Here is a 16,709-nt window from a genome sequence, read left to right on the forward strand (position 1 = left end):
TGTTATGACTCCAAGTTTTTATTTTATTAATAATAAACAGGATATCATTAAAAAGTTTATTGGAGCTTTGAACATTGAAGATTTCAAATCTCTAACAAGGAATATAAAATGATAAAAAAATTACTATTAGTGTTGTCAATGTGTTTGGTACTGTCCGCTGAAACTGAGTTTGCAGAACCTGAACCATCGTTAGTTGATCCACGTCTGATTGTATTTTCTATAAATACAGCGGATGATGAGACTATACATCATGTGTTAAGTGTGGCAAATAATGTTATAAAATTTTATGGACCTGATAATGTGTATATACGTATCGTCGCATATTATCACGGTATTAAGATGGTAGAGAAGAAGCATAGAAAAATTGCAGTTCGTGTTGATGCATTAGGTCTTTTAGGAGTTGAATTTGTTGCTTGTGGTAATACAATGAGAACCAAAAAGATTAAAGAAGAAGATCTGACTGAGTATGCAGAAGTTGTTACTGCCGGTATAGTAGAGATAACTGAAAGAGTTCAAGCTGGTTGGGTATATATAGCGCCATAATATAAATTTAGATGTATAAATTCTATTAAAATAAAAAAGGGAAAAAATGAAAATGAAAATATTTTTGGCAGTAATCGTTGTTGTAGGAATTGTGTTTGTGAGTAACAATTTAACAGCAATTAAACTTGGAGTAAGCTTTATGAGCTTTCCACCAGAAACACAAAAAGCTTATGCAAAAATGATGGAGAAGGTTGAATCAACTGGTGACCCAGCTCAGGCTATGATGAGAGAGTGGGAAATAACTGATGGAGACTTAGAAGAAGATGATATCTTTATGGAACTTGAGTCACTTGCAAATGATTACAATATGAGATATGTTGGTGAAAAGGATATGTTTAGAATTGAAAATCCTAAACCAAACCAAGTTGCACATGCTCGTATTGCTGAAGTTTGTTCTCTAACAATTGCTAAAAAAATGCTGGACCATTCACGTTTTTACGGTGGATTTATGCCATGTCGTATTATGTATGTGGAATATGGTGATGGAAGAAGATATTTAATCAGTATGGATATGGATCTAGCAATTTATGGTGGAACTGAGAAAAAAATCATTAGTCCAGCGCTTATGGAAGATATGTTAAATGTGAAAAAAGCAATGGAAGAAATTCCAGCACTAGCCGCTGGGTATGATATAGATAGCGAGGAAAAATAAAGTGTTAAAATATATCATAGTATACATATTATTATTTGTATCTCTTAGTGCAAATGAGACTAGTAAGAAAGTTGTTTTTGAGTTAACTAGTGGAAATATTGAAGCATTTGAAAAAAAAGTCTTATCTGGAATTGCATTTCATAAAACATATTATGAAAGTAATCTCCAAGAGTTAGAAGTATCTGTAGTTATACATGGAGATGCATATAAGTTTTTTCTTGAAGACTTATCTGTATCAAGATATAAAAATGATGCAGGATTAATAAAGAAACATGATACCTTTGCCAAAAGGATAAAAAGTTTGGCTGATTTATACGAAGTTGAATTTTTAATGTGTGCATCAGGAGTTAATAGACTGAAAATTAACAAAAAAAATATTTACCCGTATGTTACATTGGTTGCTACGTCTACTGTAGGGCTTATTGAGAAGCAGTCCGTTGGTTATAGTTATGTTCCAATTTTCAAATAAAGAATATTTGCTATAGTGTTTTATAATTAGAAGGTAATTATTATATTTTATTATATTGAATTTTTATAAAATGATGGGTTTTTGAAAGGCTAGAATAAAGATATTCTCTCAATTATTTCATCTATATCATGCTATACTACTGGAAATAACTAATTTGGAGTGTGTATGGCAAGACCCACTAAAGAAGAAAGAAAAAATGGAATTATTTCCGCATCATTAAAACTCTTTTCAGAAAGAGGTTTTTACATTACTACTATTCCTGACATTGCTCAAAAAGTTGGGATGAGTGTTGGTAGCTTTTATAATTATTTTACTTCTAAGGATATTCTTGCAAAAGAACTTGTACTCCACATCGCCGAGTATCTTGGAAGTCACATTAAAGATATCAACGAAAGTGACTTGGGAACTGAAGAAAAAATTTATGAAATAGTTTCTATGTATTTTGATATGGCTGAAGAAAAGCCTGAAATGATAGAATATTTTTTACGAGTTTATTTATCAAACCGTGAAATTTTTGGTGAAGAATGTAAGGGAATGATTTGTGTTTCTTCTTTTGTTACCGAGATGATGATTTTATTTGATGAGGGCGTTGCCTGTGATAAATTACATAACCAAGATTTCTTTAGTGCTTTTGGGCTTTTTATGGGTTACTTAGGTGGTATGGTTTTCTTATTTGGTGAAGATATCTTACCTGAGCCTTTGGCAGATTACAAAACAAGTATTTCTGAAAACATTTTCTATGCACTTAAATCAAGAAGCTAAGCTTCGTCTTATTTGGATACAAGGTGTTACTTGTAACGGTAACATACATTCTTTCTTAAATCTTCCATCACTCCCATCTTTACTGAGTAATATTGATATGATTAATCATCCATTTTTAGAATGTACACATACCCTTGAAGAAATCACTTCTTTTCAAGCATCGTGTGATGTACTCATTTTTGAAGGGGCATATGACCCTCTTTTAAAAAGAAATGATGTTTTAGTTGGGGATATTTTGAAGCATTACTCAAAAGATGCAAAGTATGTTATATCCCTTGGAAGTTGTGCAAGTTTTGGTGGAATCTTTAAAGCTTCTGCTCCAGAGCGAAATAGTGGACTCATTTTTAATGAAAAAGAAGAGTTTGGACCTCTAAGAGAATCTAAAACAAAGGTAATAAACCTTTCAGGATGTCCAGTTCACCCTGAATGGCTTAGTTACACGTTAAATATGCTTATAAATAAAAAAGAAATACCACTTGATGAACTTCATAGACCTTTAGAGTTGTATAGTAATCTAGCTCATCATGGGTGTACAAGAAACGAATATTTTGAATGGAAAATAGATACAAAAGGGTTTGGTCTAAAGGAAGGTTGTATGTTTTACGAACAAGGATGCCGTGCTCCGATGACACATGCCTCTTGTAATAAGATTCTATGGAATGAAGTGAGTTCTAAAACGCGTGTCGGAACGCCATGCTTTGGTTGTACGGAGCCTGATTTTCCAAGATCAAACCTTTTTAGCACAAAAAAAAATATGTCTATACCTCAAGACGTTCCCTTAGAAATACCAAAAAGAGTATACTTAACAATGACTGGAATGGCAAAAACATTTAGTATCAAAAGACTTGAAGGAAAACTCATTGACTACAAAACAACTCGTTGATCAAATAGAAGGGGAAGCATCTGTTTATTTTGATATAGTAAATGAAAAAGTAGTCTTTTCAACTATAGCATTTCCTCATTTTCGTGGTATCGAAAATATTTTAAAAGGAAAAAATGCCCTTGACGCATTAGTAATAACTCCCCGTGTATGTGGAATATGTGGACATGCTCACCTGATGGCAAGCGTGAGAGCAATAGAAGATGCGTATAAAAATTCTGGGCATGAAGTGGAGTTAAGTACAAAAGCAAAAAATATACGAGAGTTTACCTTGGTAATGGAGATAATACAAAACCATTTAAAATGGATGTACATGGTACTGATTCCGGAGCTTTTGAAATTAACAGATTCTGATGAAGAAAATTATCCTCTTAAAGGTGCATATGGAGCTAGTTTAGCTACAAAGGCAATAGCACTCCTTGGTGGACAATGGCCGCATTCTTCATATATGGTTCCGGGTGGAATTACTTGCGACCCTACATATATAGAAATTTTACAAGCGCAGAGTTTTCTTGATGAACTCATACAGTTTTTTGAAAAAGAAAGTTTAGGTGTTAATTTAGAGAATTTCTTAGGCTATGAAATATGTAAAGAGTTTGTAACAGGGAAGGCCGATATATCAAAAATTGAAAAATATTTACGAGAACTAGGTATGCAAGACAAGGGTTTAGCCTATGACAGATTTATAGTTTTAGGGGAACATCTTTTTACTAAACCTTCCAAAGTAAAACAAACACGTTCATTTAAGGTAGATGTAAAGCATGTAAGTACAATAGAATCTTACTCCCCAAATGAAAAAACTTATGCAAGAAATGCTATGTATAAAGATAATTACTACGAAGTTGGTTCGTTGTCACGGATGATGTCTCTAGAAAATCCTTTAATAAGAAATGTCCATAGACGTTATAAGGACAGTGCTTATTCTCGTGTTATGGCAAGGATATATGAACTAGCATATTTAATGAAACATTCTAAAGATTTGTTAAGTACTATTTCTATAGATGAAAACTCATACAATAAGCCTATCTCTATAGATAAAATAACAGCCAGTGGAGTAGGGGTTGTAGAAGCTCCTCGTGGACCTCTTATTCACAAAGTAGATATAGAAAATGGAATGATAAAAAAGTATGAGATTATTACTCCAACTCAATGGAATATTGGAAGTTCTTCTAAGAATAAATTAACTCCTGTTCAAAAAACAATGCTTGGACATACTAAAGCTGAAGCACTTTTTATTTTTCGCACATTTGATGTATGTTCAGTTTGTACAACACATTAGCACTCGTATAAATACTTTTAACAGGTATCACTTAGTATAGGATTGTATTTAGTTATCACGCAAATAGAAATAGTAGTAAACTCGAAGTAAAGTTTCATGGCTCTATGAAAGATAAATCTAGTTAAACTCTAGGCTTCCCTACTTTTATAAATTACAAATACACTCTACTGTAGCGAGAATAAATAGGAGTACTTCCGTTGATTTTCTTACCCATCTATCACATATTTATCTTAAACCACATTCATTTATTCACGTTTTCATAGTTTACTTTTATTGGTTAACTTGGCCACCTGATGGCTTTTATCTTAGTATAATGTACTTATATATATCAGATCTTATGGCTAGAAAGATATCATAGTTATGTGATTAAATTTAATACCTTAAGTTACAATAAACGAGTTTAGTAGTTAAATGAATAGTCATTCAACAAACTTTAAGTTATTATAAAATACTATACTGAATAGGCATTCAATATAAAAAAACAACAAAGGGGAATATCATGAGTGTAGCAAATGATGAATCTGTAAAAAAACTTTTTACGGCAGAAAGTGCTAAAGTCGATACCAATAAAGGTGATGTATATTATGAAGAGTTATATGCATCTTGTCAACAGAGGCTTGAGGATTTAAAAAAACTCGCACCTCTTAATAACAGAATGGATTTTACCGAGAGTATAGAAGAACAAGGACTTGAGAGACGGGACTTCTTAAAATGGGCATCTGCTACTACTGCTATGCTTATGCTTCCTGCTTCATTTACCCCACTTGTGGCTGAGGCCGCTGTACTTATGAACAGAGTTCCTGTTATCTGGCTAGAGTTACAAGATTGTGCCGGTAACTCTGAAGCACTTTTACGTTCAGATGGACCAAAAATTGATGAAATAATTTTAGATATTATTTCTTTAGAATTCCATGAAACACTTCAGGCAGCTTCAGGACACCAAGCTGAAAAGCAGATGAATGACGCGATGGAGCATTTTAAAGGTCAGTACTTACTTTTTGTTGAGGGAGCTGTTCCACTAGGTATGAATGGTAACTATGGAACTATTGGTGCGACAGGTGAAACATTTGTGGATCACTTACACAGAGCAGCAGAAGGTGCAGCAGCAGTTGTTGCTGTTGGTTCTTGTGCTACGTATGGTGGTATTCCAGCAGCAGCACCAAACCCAACTGATGCAGTAGGGGTAATGGATGTTGTTAAAGGTAAGCCACTAATAAATATTCCAGCTTGTCCGGCTAATCCATCCAACATGGTTGGAGTTATTTTACACTATGTTCTTACTGGTACGATTCCTGAGCTTGACTCACTTTTACGTCCTAAGTTTGCATTTGGATATAGAATCCATGATAACTGCGAAAGACGTGCACATTTTGATGCGGGTGAATATGTTGAAGAGTGGGGAGATGAAGGAGCTAAAAATAACTTTTGTCTTTATAAAGTGGGTTGTAAAGGACCAATGACTTTTAACAACTGTTCTATTATCCGTTATAACGAAGGTGTGAATTGGCCTATTGGTGTTGGACGTGGTTGTATAGGATGTTCTGAACCAGATTTTTGGGATAAGTATGCATATGAAAGACCAATGGCAAATGCCAACATCAAAGCACCAACAGGTGGGGTTGAAAAGACAGTTGATGAATTTGGACTTGGACTATTGACAGTAGCTGGTATTGGTATAGGTATCCATGCAGCTGCAAGTGCTATTGCAGGTAAAAAAGAAGATGGAGGAGAATACTAATGAGTACATTACACGGAGAAGATGGTAACTTCCATCAAACGGATGTAAACGGAAATAAGCATATTATTGTTGACCCTATTACAAGAATTGAGGGGCACCTTAGAATTGAAGCTGTAATAAATAGTGACAACACAATTATAGATGCGTGGAGTTCTTCAACAATGTTTAGAGGGATTGAGACTATTGTAAAAAATAGAGACCCTAGAGATGTTGGTTTAATGACTATGCGTATTTGTGGTGTGTGTACTGGTACACACTACCAAAGATCTATTGAAGCAGTTGAGGATGCGTTTAACGTAACTATTCCTAAAAATGCTCGTATTGTGCGTAACCTTATTCAAGGTTCACTTCAAGTACATGATCACTTTGTACACTTTTACCACTTACACGCTCTTGACTTTGTGGATATTATATCTGCAACAAAAGCGGATCCAGTAGCTACAGCTAAAGAAGCTGAAAAGTGGGCAAAAGCAGCTGGAACAACTCCCTATATGTCAGGAGCTTCAGACTTTAAAAATATACAAGACAGAATTATAAAGTTTGCTAAAGAAGGTCGTTTAGGTATCTTTGGAAATGGATATTGGGGAAACAAAGGCTATAAGCTTACTCCTGAACAAAACCTTATTGGTGTTGCTCATTATCTTAAAGGACTAGATGTACAAAGACGTATGTCTAAAATGCATGCACTTTTTGGTGGTAAATCTCCACATCCACAATCAATTGTTGTTGGTGGAGTAACATGTGTTCAAGATATTCAAAATCCTGCACGTATTGCACTTTTTCAAGAGTTATTACGTGAAACAACTGACTTTGTTAAAAGAGCATACCTTCCAGATATTTATATGGCTGGTACAGCATATGCACCAGAAGCAACGGATGCATCACAATCTTTTCATGGTACAAACCATAAGGGTACATTAGGAAAAGGTATTGGTGGCTCCGGTGGAGGACTATTATCTTATATGTCTTATGGAGACTTTCGACTTGATGATACAGGGTTCTATAAGTCAGCACTCTTTTTACCTTCAGGGCTAGTACTTGATGGGGATATTAGTCAAGTACATGAACTAGATGAAGATAAAATTACAGAAGATGTAACACATTCATGGTTTGAAGGTACTGGTGCTCCTGAGCATCCTTATGTAGGAACAACTATTCCTGAATATACGGGACTTGATAAAAAAGATGATGGTTATGCTTATCTTAAAACAGAGGGTAAATATTCTTGGATTAAATCTCCACTTTATGATGGACGCAAGGTAGAAGTTGGACCACTAGCTCGTATGGTTATTGGATATGTAAAAGGTGATAAAAATATTACTAAATATGTTGGTAACTTTCTTAAGCGTTCAGGACTACCGATTACAGTACTTTTTTCTACTGTTGGTAGAACAGCTGCTCGTGCTATCGAAACTGAGATGATAGCTGATGGTATGCAAGATTGGGCAGCTGAACTTGCTTTAAACGCAGCCTCTGGCGATCTTAGTACTTGGACAAAATTTGATTTTGATGAAGTAAGTAAAGACTGTAGAGGTAGAGGTATGGCAGAGGCTCCTAGGGGATCTTTAGGCCATTGGATTGTTATTAAAGATGGATTGGTATCTAACTTTCAAGCTGTTGTTCCTTCTACTTGGAATGCAGGTCCTAGAGGACCTAATGGTGAAATAGGAGCTTATGAAGCATCGCTTATTGGGACTAAGGTTGCCAACCCTGAAGAACCATTGGAAATCATCCGAACGGTACACAGTTTTGACCCTTGTATTGCCTGTGCTGTGCATGTTATGGACACTAATGGCAAGGAGTTGGCTGTATATAAAGTTGACCCTACTTGTGCATTTTAAAAGGAGGACACTATGAAAGCTAAACCAGGATATAGACAGGTAAAGCGTAGAACAGGTGCTCTAAGAATCATACACTGGGTAAATGTTTTAGGAATGATAGCAGCAATTATAACAGGTTTGTATATTGCTGATCCATACTATCAAACATTTATAGCAGAGACTGCAGTTGACAAATATGTAATGGCTTGGAATCGTTGGGTCCACTTTATGTTTGCGATTATTTTTGATGTTACATCAGTACTTATAGTTTATTTGACTTTCTTTTCACGTGTTGATAAAGCGTACAAAAAAGTAATTCCAAACAGAGCAAATCTAGTTGAGTTTGGAGAAGTGTTTTTAAATCTTGTAACACTCAACAGACGTAAAGAGTTTAGTTCTGAACATAATGACAGTTTTAATGTTACTTATTTCTTTATCTTTCATTTTTTGATGATATGGATGCTCTTAACTGGACTACAAATGTATGTACATGGACTAGGCTCAGGAGAAAGTAGTATTGGTGCATGGTGGCCTTGGATGTTGCATATGGTAACTGATTGGACAGTAGTAGCATCTGCATGGATGGTTGATGGTGGACCTACAGCAACTCTTATGGATGTGCGTATTTCACATCACATAACAATGTGGTTACTTATAACATGGGTAGTATTTCATATCTATTACCAATTTTGGAGAACAATTTTCTGGAAAGAAGGTGATGTATCTATTATTGTAGGCGGTAGTAAGTATGTTAAGATTGAAGATACAAAAGAAGAATAAATGGCATATGAAAAAATAGCACTCATTGGTATAGGAAACATAATGTTTCATGATGAGGGCTTAGGTGCATATCTTGTGAAGTATATTGAAGAAAATTATGAAGTACATCCTAAACTCACTATTGTTGAGGGTGGTACTTTAGGGTTTACCTTGATGACATATTATCAAGAATATGACAAGGTTATTATTGTTGGAACAGGGTCTAAAGTAGGTCCTGTCGGCACTATAAGTTCTGAAAATTCTGAGCAAGTGATGGCAAATGAGTCTGCCACACGTAAAACTGCTAATGAAGTAGAAATAACTATGATGATAGAAATATGTTCTTTTCACGAAGAGATGGGTGAAGTACAGCTTATCACTATGGTTCCTCATGATATTATAGATGTTAAAAATGCTATGACACCTGAAGCATTAGTATGTATGCCAAAACTTGTAGAAGAAACACTAAATGAGTTGAAAAATTCGGGCATTATACTCACACGGAAAAATGTAGATGAAGTGAGTTTTACAAGTATTATAGAAGCTTATGCAAACCCTAAGATAGCAGACTTTACAGATATGTCAAAGTTTGTTTAGTATACAGTTAGATGATTTAATCTAGCTGTTTAGTAAACAATAATTTAAAACTAGGAAAATCAATGTATTTTATTTTTGAGATAGCATTTAGCTCCAACAAGAATTATATAGCAAACCTAATACGTGCATATGCGGAGAAAGTAGGTATTGAAGCAGAAATAATTCAAACAAAAGATAAAATTGTTATGATTTTTAATCAAGACGATGAAAAATTGGAAAGTTTTTTATTGGGTATGGAAGATGTATTACCAGCCTCGTTATTTTTAGGCAAGGGGAAACATTATTTTAGCGAAGAAAAACCATCATTATTAGCTTTAAGCGAAGTGAATCTTCCTGTAAATATTGCGCCTTGTCCAAGCTGTCAAAAAGAGATGTTTGATGTAAGTACACGTCGTTTTTATTACCCTTTTACATCTTGTAATAATTGTGGTTCACAACATCCCTTTTTAACGAAGTACCCTTATACTCGAGCAAACACTACCATGAAATTTTTAGTGCCTTGTACTGCGTGCGAAAAAGAGAGGACAGAGAACTCATTACGTAAGGATTATCCTCTTATATCATGTATAGAATGTGGTATAGGTTTACGTATGCTTAACCGAGAGACAGAATACATGGCTCTTAACAAAGGTGATTACCGTAATCTTTTTAAAGTAAGTGCTGGTGCTATTAGTACAGGAAAAACTGTTCTTATGAAAACAATGCATGGATATAGAAAGTTTTTTTATCCTAACCGAGATGCAGATGCAATAAAAAAGATAAAATTTACAACACAAAAACTTGATATAGGTTTAAGTAAAGCACCATATAACTTCGCTGATTCTGGTAAAGATAGTGTTGGACTCTCAACATTACTTATGGCAAGTACAGCGGGTTTTAATGAACATTTAATGCTTGTCGAACAAGAATTTAATGCTTTACTGAGCATAGAACGTCCGCTCTTAAGAGTTGCAACTAAAAGTGATGTAATGAAAAGGCTTTATGGATCATCTGCGTTAGTAAAATATCCAGATGATGGAATGACAATGCTTTTAGCAGCAGAAGCAGTAAAACATGGTTTAGAGTATCTAGCTTATGTAGAATGTGGAAGTGATGAAGTAGCAGACTTTTTAGTTGATTTTGACATGCCTATTAACACACAAAAAGACACAAAACTTTTTATTAATCAAGACACAAAGCTTTTTGTTTCAGGTGAACGAATTCTTTATCCTGCAATGGTGGAAAATGAAAAGAATCGAGTTACCGTGGCTCATGATTTAGCTTGTGTACGCGTTGATGGAGAAAATATTATAGATTCATTTGATGTATTTGATTCTGTATCAACAGAAGAAATATATGTCTTAGATACAGAAGAAGATTTTGAGAGTGGACACAATAATGAAAAACTATTTGAACAATATAAAGCCTCTATGCTATCCGTTCTTGCAGAACATGGTAAAGTTGGACAAAAAGCTATAGGTGTCCACTTTGATGGTACATTGAATTTTTTATATTATAATGGGAAACAAGTCATTAACGCAGTGCCAGCAATAGCATTTGAATCTGATAACTTATGGGAAAAAATAAGTACACTTAGAGATGGTTCAGATAGATTGGTCCATAATTATAAAAAAGCTTACCCAGAAGTATGGGAACGTTTAGATAATTTAGAGGGAGATATGGATATCTTTGAAGTTACAGCCATCACTCTTGGACTTGAAGATGAAAGTTTTGAGGGAATCTCAGCTGAGGCAGTTAGCTTTTTAGGTAAAGGTGGATTGCAGATAGACACGAAGGTTAAGGACAACCGTTTTGATAATTATGCTTTTTTAACAAGTATAATGTCTTATCAGCTCGGCGATGTTGAAAATAATTTTATGTGTTACAGTATTTATGAATCTTTTGGTGATTACATAGGTGAGCTTGTCCCTCAACTTTGCGATAAAGTAGAAAGCAACATTGTAGTACTTGTTGGCGAAACTTTTGCAAATCAATCACTTTATGGAAGAATACAAAAAACACTCGGAGTGAAAAATCCTCTCATGAGTAAAAACTTTCCTATAGGTAAGGAGAACGCGGTACATGGAGCTTTGTACTTATAAGATAAACATTACCGGCACAGTACAAGGTGTCGGTTTTCGTCCTTTTATTTATACTCTTTCTCAAAGGTACTTAGTAACAGGTACAGTGAGTAATAATAGTAATGGTGTTGAAATTATTATTAATACCGACACACTTACACTCAAACAGTTTTTAATAGCTGTAGAGTATGAATATCCTCTTTTAGCGACGATTGAAACTATCCAACACAAAGAGATTACTTACAAAGCTTTTGATAATTTTGAGATAATTCAAACCCAGAGTAAAGGGAATATAACTGTTAATATTCCTCCCGATGTAAGTATTTGTGAGGCATGTGAGAAAGAACTTTTAGATCCTACTAATCGTCGCTATGGATATCCTTTTATAACGTGTACACACTGCGGTGTACGTTACTCTATAATCTATAATTTACCCTATGATAGAAGTCATACATCAATGAAGACATTTGAGATGTGTAAGGTATGTGAATCAGAATATACTAATCCCTTAGATAGACGCTACCATGCACAGCCTATAGGATGTTATGATTGTGGACCAAAGTTGCAGTTGATGGATAATGTAGGCAAATTAATAGATACAAAAAATGAGATAGAAAAATCAGTTGCATTATTAAACGAAGGTAAGATCCTAGCACTCAAAGGGGTAGGTGGTTACCATCTGATATGTGATGCTACAAATGAAGACTCTATAAGAGAGCTTCGTAAAAGAAAAAATAGACCAACTAAACCTTTTGCTGTAATGGTCGGCGATATAAAAATGGCTAGAGAACTTGCAGTTATTTCTAAGCAAGAAGAAGAACTTTTACTTTCTCAAGAACGACCTATTGTAGTTGTGAAAATGAAAGAAAAACATTCAAGTATTATTGCTCCAAATATCTCTTACATAGGACTATTTTTACCTTATACACCTTTGCACTTACTCTTGTTAAATAAACTCAATCGTCCTCTCATAGCAACATCTGCTAATGTAACTGATGAACCCATTTGTACAAATCTAGAGAGTTTACAAATGTTACAAGGTGTATATGACTATGTCCTAGATCATAACCGTGATATTGTTAATGGATGTGATGATTCTGTAGTGATGGTAGTTAAAGAACAACAAGTTGTGATTAGACGCTCTCGTGGGTATGCTCCAGTACGTGTTACTTTGCCTTTTTCACTAAGACAGAATGTACTTGCTCTGGGGGCTAATCAAAAAAACACTATAGCTATTGGTTTTGATAATCAGGTAATATTATCTCCTCATATTGGGGACTTAGATAGTATTTCATCGATAGAATACTATGAAAAAAATATCGAAACATTAGAGCGTATTTATAATTTTAAAGCACACATTATTGCTTATGATAAGCATCCAAAGTATGAGTCAACAAAAGTTGCAAATAAAATTATAAAGAATAATGAAGACATAGTAGGTAAAGAAGTACAACATCATTATGCCCATATTTTAGCAGTAATGGCGGAAAAGCAGATAAAGGGTAAAGTATTTGGTGTAGCCTTTGATGGTACAGGTTATGGAGATGATGGTATGCTTTGGGGTGGAGAATTTATAGTCTGTGATGCTCAAGAGTATAAGAGAGTGGCATCCATAGAGTACTTTAAACTCTTGGGAGGTACCAAAGCTATTAAAGAACCAAAACGTGTAGCTCTTTCACTTCTCTTTAGTCTTTATGGTGAAGATGTATTGAGCCTTGATAATCCAACTACGCAAGAATTTTCTTCAGTGGAACTTAGAACTTATTACATTGCATGGGAAAAGGGATTAAATGCCCCACTAAGCTCCTCTATAGGGAGAGTATTTGATGCGGTGGCTTCATTACTTGGTATTTGTCAAGTGATGAGCTTTGAGGGCGAAAGTGGTATGATGCTTGAAGAGTTATTTGATAGTTCAGTTGAAGGGTACTATACTTTTGGCTATGAAAATGAAAAAATAGATATACTTCCTTTACTTACGCAACTACTAAAAGAAAAAAACATTGCAACAGCCGTTAGTAAATTTTTCCATACTTTAGTAGAAATAATAGCTAGGGTATACGAGCCTTATGACTTACCTTTAGTACTGAGTGGTGGGGTGTTTCAAAACAGGGTACTTTTAGGCTTAGTGTTAGAGAGATTTCCTAATGCTATAATTTCTAACACAATTCCTCCAAATGATGGTGGGATTGCTTTAGGTCAAGTTATGGCTACATTCGGCACCCTAAGGAATTAAATACTAATGATTTTTTTTAAAAACTTTATACAAATAACAGTCTATTTATTTTTGAGTTTCACATTAAATATTATAGAGTGGGTTCCATCATTAATGCTTGAAAATATTGTGAATGTTAGTATCATTTTTTTATATATACTATCAGTATTTTTTGTATATAAAATAATTCGCAATATTTACGATCAGCAGACAAAAAAAATACTTTGGAAAATTATAGTATATACAGTATTACTTTTAAGCTATATAGGTTTTTGGGCTATTGCAACGATAGGTGTTGGATATGGTAAAAGTACTTATGTTGAGAGCTATAAATTTGATGAAAAGCTTTTTTATGTGTATCAAAATGTTGATTTATCTTACGAAGTAAGCGTAAAAGAATCTAATTTACCTCTACGTTCATTACCAATAGCTTCTTTTACTGATAATCTCATCACACTAAAAAAAGAAAAGCACTATATATATGCTACTGGTAAAGGGCTGTATGAAAAAATTTATAATCTTAAAAAAAATATGAAGGAAAATAATGACTAAAAAGAAAAAAAAGATTGCTATCTTAGGATGTGGGTGGGTAGGTAATGCTCTCAAAGCAAAGCTCGAAGCACAAGGACACGAAGTTAATTGTCTCTGTCGTGATGTTAATATGGACTCATTAGTGGGCTTTTACAATTGCGATGCCTTAATCATTGCGGTTCCTCCATCAGACGAGTATTTAGACGTCATAGAAGATGTATATTTTTCAGTTTCTTTAAATGAAGCAATAAAGACACAAATGATACTGTTAAGTTCTACCTCTTTTTATAATGACAATAAGCTTATTATAGAAGCTGAAGAACTCGCAAAGATAAAAGATGAAGATACCGTAATTTTAAGACTTGGTGGACTCATGGGATACGATAGAATTGCAGGTAAATATACATGTGCTAAAACTATAGAAGATTCTCCAACAAACTATGTGCACCGTGATGATGTTATCGGAGTGATCCAAAGTATTATAGAGCAAAGTATTAGAAATAAAATATTTAATGTAGTAGCACCCATCCAATCAACAAAAAAAGAGATATTTACACAAAATAGTAAAAACTTTGGTTTTGAGGAAACTTATTTTAGTGGTGAAGTAAAGCCTATAAAGCCTCTTTCCTCTAGTATTCTTTGTGAAGTTTTAGGATATAAATTTCAAAAAGAAGACGTAAAAAACTTTTGGAGTTAGGTTTATAGAAATAAGATCTTAATCTAGTAAAAAATCTAAATCTAATTTTTCATGTTTTGCATGTGCACCATCACAGAAAGGTGTACATGAACTATTTTTACACAAACACAACAAGAACTCAGAGTTTCGAGTAGCAATAAATTCTTTAGGTGTAAAGTCAGTACCCTTATGACTCCCATCACAAATCACGCCATCTTCACTTTGAGAACAGGTACAAAAATGATAGGTTTTACCTTTTTGAAGGTATGTTCTTACTGGATGTTTCATATTTTTGCCTTTGAAATTTGCTTAACTATGAAAGTTAGGATAAATTTTCTTTATTATATAGTAAACTTTACAACCAACACAATAATCAAAAAGAACTTCCATTGAAGCACATATTAACAGTATGGTTGCAGTAATGTATAATGCTATATCTAAACTAAAATGAGCTTCAATTATTAGAAGGACAGAAAACATTAGCCCAAATGTAGCAGCTAGTCTTTTTGCACCTGCATCTGTCATCATTGTTTTAATTTTCAATATTTTTTTAACTGTTTTTGAGAGTTGAAAAATGATACTAAATTCTTTGTTTAAATACAGACGTGTAATAAAGTCTAATGCTAATATATATAGAAATAAAATGAAAGATGTGGCTAAATATAATACAACTAAAGTTACAACAAAAAAAGCTCCTATTCTAGCAACATTTCCATCTATTCGTTTAAATGTGATGGGACAAGATTGAGACATACTAATGAGCCTTTAGATTCGATTTAATTATATATTTCATATTTATAAGTATAGTAAAAAATTATAAGTTAGTACTTGATTAATGAATAACTATTCATTTGTTAAGTTTCTTTTATGCTCTGTGTATTTTTTTGCTGAAGGTTAAATCTCCATTCCGCTTCTTTAAGATAAAAGATAAACTTGTCATTGCTTACCCCCTTATACTGACAAATAAATTCTTCAAAAAAATCCCAAAATTTTGTAATTGTATTTTGGGATTTTGAAAGTTTAGAAATTTTATTAAATTTGAGATATTTTATTAAGAGTTTATGATCTTTTTCATCAGGATTTTTAAGTACAGAAAGTTTTGTTTTTGGCATCATAATATTATAAATCGTATCATCATAACAAAGCGTGAGAAAATGCTGAAGTTTATCTATGTTTTTTTCTATACTAAGACTTCGAGGTAAATAAAGGTACTCATCATAATCTGTTACTCTATGAGAATTTTGTTGATACATTTCATCCGAATAAATAGCAATGTTTTTTCTAAATTTCTCAAAATAATTTTGAACTGTTAGAAAATGCATTTCACTATCAAAAGCGGTTTTTCTTGCTGTATGACCCTTTTGAAAATGCCTAAAGAGCTTTTCTTCTCTTTGTACTTTTCTTAGGCTAAATTTTCTTTTACACTTACTACACTTACGTTGATTATCTGCAAGAATATAAGTATGGGGATGATTACAATAGATACATTTCATAGGAACATTATATTATTTAGTTCTTAAAATAGAGTAGAAAGTAATTTTTTAATAAATAATTAATTATTAAATACTATTATAGTGAATGTACATTCAGTTTATTGGAGGAAGGAAATGGAGTTATCATTAATTATAATCTTTTGGTATGGGATAATTCATGCTTTTGGCCCTGATCATCTTAGCGCGATAGCAGACTTTTCTGTAGGAAAGAATCAGCGTAAAACATTAGTGATTACAT

Annotated in this window: 17 protein-coding genes; 14 read left to right on the top strand and 3 right to left on the bottom strand. The window is 33.5% G+C overall.

The window, feature by feature from the left end; genetic code table 11:
• Positions 1-108 precede the first annotated feature (108 nt).
• The 14 genes from ACI9TV_RS13750 (at position 109) to ACI9TV_RS13815 (ending at position 14,999) form a co-directional block, all read left to right on the top strand.
• The gene (locus ACI9TV_RS13750) at positions 109-543 is read left to right on the top strand and encodes a DsrE family protein (RefSeq protein ID WP_415251391.1); all 435 of its coding nucleotides are present in this window, start codon (positions 109-111) and stop codon (positions 541-543) included.
• A 46-nt stretch (positions 544-589) separates the two neighbouring features.
• Positions 590-1,195 (top strand): DUF302 domain-containing protein, encoded by a 606-nt coding sequence (locus ACI9TV_RS13755; protein WP_415251392.1) that lies wholly within the window; start codon positions 590-592, stop codon positions 1,193-1,195.
• A 1-nt stretch (position 1,196) separates the two neighbouring features.
• Positions 1,197-1,664 carry a DsrE family protein gene (locus ACI9TV_RS13760; RefSeq protein ID WP_415251393.1) on the top strand — a complete coding sequence of 156 codons (468 nt, stop codon included), beginning with the start codon at positions 1,197-1,199 and terminating at the stop codon, positions 1,662-1,664.
• Positions 1,665-1,829: 165 nt separating this feature from the next.
• Positions 1,830-2,426, top strand: a complete 597-nt coding sequence (locus tag ACI9TV_RS13765) for a TetR/AcrR family transcriptional regulator (RefSeq protein WP_415251394.1) — start codon at positions 1,830-1,832, stop codon at positions 2,424-2,426.
• Positions 2,404-3,309, top strand: coding sequence for a hydrogenase (locus ACI9TV_RS13770; RefSeq protein WP_415251395.1), 906 nt, complete (start codon positions 2,404-2,406; stop codon positions 3,307-3,309). The genes ACI9TV_RS13765 and ACI9TV_RS13770 overlap by 23 nt, the downstream gene beginning before the upstream one ends.
• Positions 3,287-4,585: a nickel-dependent hydrogenase large subunit gene (locus tag ACI9TV_RS13775; protein WP_415251396.1), complete on the top strand. Its 1,299-nt coding sequence runs from the start codon at positions 3,287-3,289 to the stop codon at positions 4,583-4,585. Before ACI9TV_RS13770 ends, ACI9TV_RS13775 begins: the two co-directional genes overlap by 23 nt.
• A gap of 499 nt (positions 4,586-5,084) precedes the next feature.
• Positions 5,085-6,323, top strand: a complete 1,239-nt coding sequence (locus tag ACI9TV_RS13780; protein WP_415251397.1) for a hydrogenase small subunit — start codon at positions 5,085-5,087, stop codon at positions 6,321-6,323.
• Entirely contained in the window at positions 6,323-8,164 is a 1,842-nt protein-coding gene (locus ACI9TV_RS13785; RefSeq protein WP_415251398.1) for a nickel-dependent hydrogenase large subunit, read from the top strand. Before ACI9TV_RS13780 ends, ACI9TV_RS13785 begins: the two co-directional genes overlap by 1 nt.
• Before the next feature lie 12 nt (positions 8,165-8,176).
• Positions 8,177-8,923 carry a cytochrome b/b6 domain-containing protein gene (locus ACI9TV_RS13790; RefSeq protein WP_415251399.1) on the top strand — a complete coding sequence of 249 codons (747 nt, stop codon included), beginning with the start codon at positions 8,177-8,179 and terminating at the stop codon, positions 8,921-8,923.
• Positions 8,924-9,499, top strand: coding sequence for a hydrogenase maturation protease (locus tag ACI9TV_RS13795; RefSeq protein ID WP_415251400.1), 576 nt, complete (start codon positions 8,924-8,926; stop codon positions 9,497-9,499). It begins immediately after the preceding gene.
• Between the two features lie 62 nt (positions 9,500-9,561).
• Positions 9,562-11,580, top strand: coding sequence for a hypothetical protein (locus ACI9TV_RS13800; protein WP_415251401.1), 2,019 nt, complete (start codon positions 9,562-9,564; stop codon positions 11,578-11,580).
• Positions 11,561-13,792 carry a carbamoyltransferase HypF gene (hypF, locus tag ACI9TV_RS13805; RefSeq protein ID WP_415251402.1) on the top strand — a complete coding sequence of 744 codons (2,232 nt, stop codon included), beginning with the start codon at positions 11,561-11,563 and terminating at the stop codon, positions 13,790-13,792. The genes ACI9TV_RS13800 and hypF overlap by 20 nt, the downstream gene beginning before the upstream one ends.
• 6 nt (positions 13,793-13,798) lie before the next feature.
• A complete protein-coding gene (locus ACI9TV_RS13810; RefSeq protein ID WP_415251403.1) occupies positions 13,799-14,323 on the top strand; it encodes a hypothetical protein in 525 nt (174 codons plus the stop codon).
• Positions 14,316-14,999 carry a hypothetical protein gene (locus tag ACI9TV_RS13815; protein ID WP_415251404.1) on the top strand — a complete coding sequence of 228 codons (684 nt, stop codon included), beginning with the start codon at positions 14,316-14,318 and terminating at the stop codon, positions 14,997-14,999. Before ACI9TV_RS13810 ends, ACI9TV_RS13815 begins: the two co-directional genes overlap by 8 nt.
• 18 nt (positions 15,000-15,017) lie before the next feature.
• On the opposite strand, the gene ACI9TV_RS13820 is transcribed toward ACI9TV_RS13815, so the two are convergent.
• The 3 genes from ACI9TV_RS13820 to ACI9TV_RS13830 all read right to left on the bottom strand — a co-directional run bounded on the left by ACI9TV_RS13820 (position 15,018) and on the right by ACI9TV_RS13830 (position 16,471).
• The gene (locus tag ACI9TV_RS13820) at positions 15,018-15,266 is read right to left on the bottom strand and encodes a CDGSH iron-sulfur domain-containing protein (RefSeq protein WP_415251405.1); all 249 of its coding nucleotides are present in this window, start codon (positions 15,264-15,266) and stop codon (positions 15,018-15,020) included.
• Positions 15,267-15,287: 21 nt separating this feature from the next.
• Positions 15,288-15,731 carry a DUF4395 domain-containing protein gene (locus tag ACI9TV_RS13825; RefSeq protein ID WP_415251406.1) on the bottom strand — a complete coding sequence of 148 codons (444 nt, stop codon included), beginning with the start codon at positions 15,729-15,731 and terminating at the stop codon, positions 15,288-15,290.
• Between the two features lie 101 nt (positions 15,732-15,832).
• A complete protein-coding gene (locus ACI9TV_RS13830; protein WP_415251407.1) occupies positions 15,833-16,471 on the bottom strand; it encodes a hypothetical protein in 639 nt (212 codons plus the stop codon).
• Positions 16,472-16,709: the final 238 nt, after the last annotated feature.

The organism is Sulfurimonas sp., from assembly GCF_047622445.1.
Classification (GTDB): domain Bacteria; phylum Campylobacterota; class Campylobacteria; order Campylobacterales; family Sulfurimonadaceae; genus Sulfurimonas.